Raw genomic sequence first — 572 nt, 5'->3', positions numbered from 1 at the left:
GTCCGGTGGTAACGGTAGTGCCGTTTACTTCAAGGGTGTACAAAAAACGGTATCTTCCGACCCATGTGTTTATTAACTGTTATGAAATGGTTGGCTTGAAACGGCATGGGCTGGTACTGGCGGAACAGATCACAAGCATTGATGTTCAGAGTATCATCCAAAAATGTGGTCATGTCAGTTCTGATGCAATGCGGAGGATTACCAGAGCGGTGGAGATTCAGACAGGAGTTTATGAGGAGGGGGATTATGACAGCAGAAGAATATAGAAAGTATCTGGAACAGGATTTTAGAGATGTAAATATTGATGAAATGACAGATTTACTGACTGTGAAAGCAGACAGGAATAAAAGCCTGAAGGAACGGCGGGAATCATATCTGAATAAGGTAGGAAATCCGTATCTGGTCCGGATCGGCAATATGAAGGTCAAAGTAAGGTTTGCCAATAACGGGATATCTTTGGAGCAGGCATTTGAAAATATGCTTCTGAGTGTCTGAAAAAGTACTGGAAAGTTTGGGGTGGCTGTGCTAAAATGTCTGTAAGGACAAATTATGCAGCCCCCTTTTATTACATG

The 572-nt window shown here is 42.5% G+C and carries 2 protein-coding genes; both read left to right on the top strand.

The window, feature by feature from the left end; all coding sequences use genetic code 11:
- The coding region (locus WMO65_RS26460; RefSeq protein ID WP_349064932.1) for a type II toxin-antitoxin system PemK/MazF family toxin at positions 1–266 on the top strand (266 nt) is incomplete at its 5' end.
- Positions 247–495, top strand: coding sequence for a DUF6870 family protein (locus WMO65_RS26455; RefSeq protein WP_115625159.1), 249 nt, complete (start codon positions 247–249; stop codon positions 493–495). The genes WMO65_RS26460 and WMO65_RS26455, both read left to right, overlap by 20 nt.
- The last annotated feature ends 77 nt before the right edge of the window (positions 496–572 follow it).

It is taken from the genome of Blautia caccae (genome assembly GCF_040095955.1).
Lineage (GTDB): Bacteria > Bacillota > Clostridia > Lachnospirales > Lachnospiraceae > Blautia > Blautia celeris.
The sequence above is the reverse complement of the archived record's forward strand: the minus strand, read 5'-3'. Positions and strand labels throughout refer to the sequence as shown.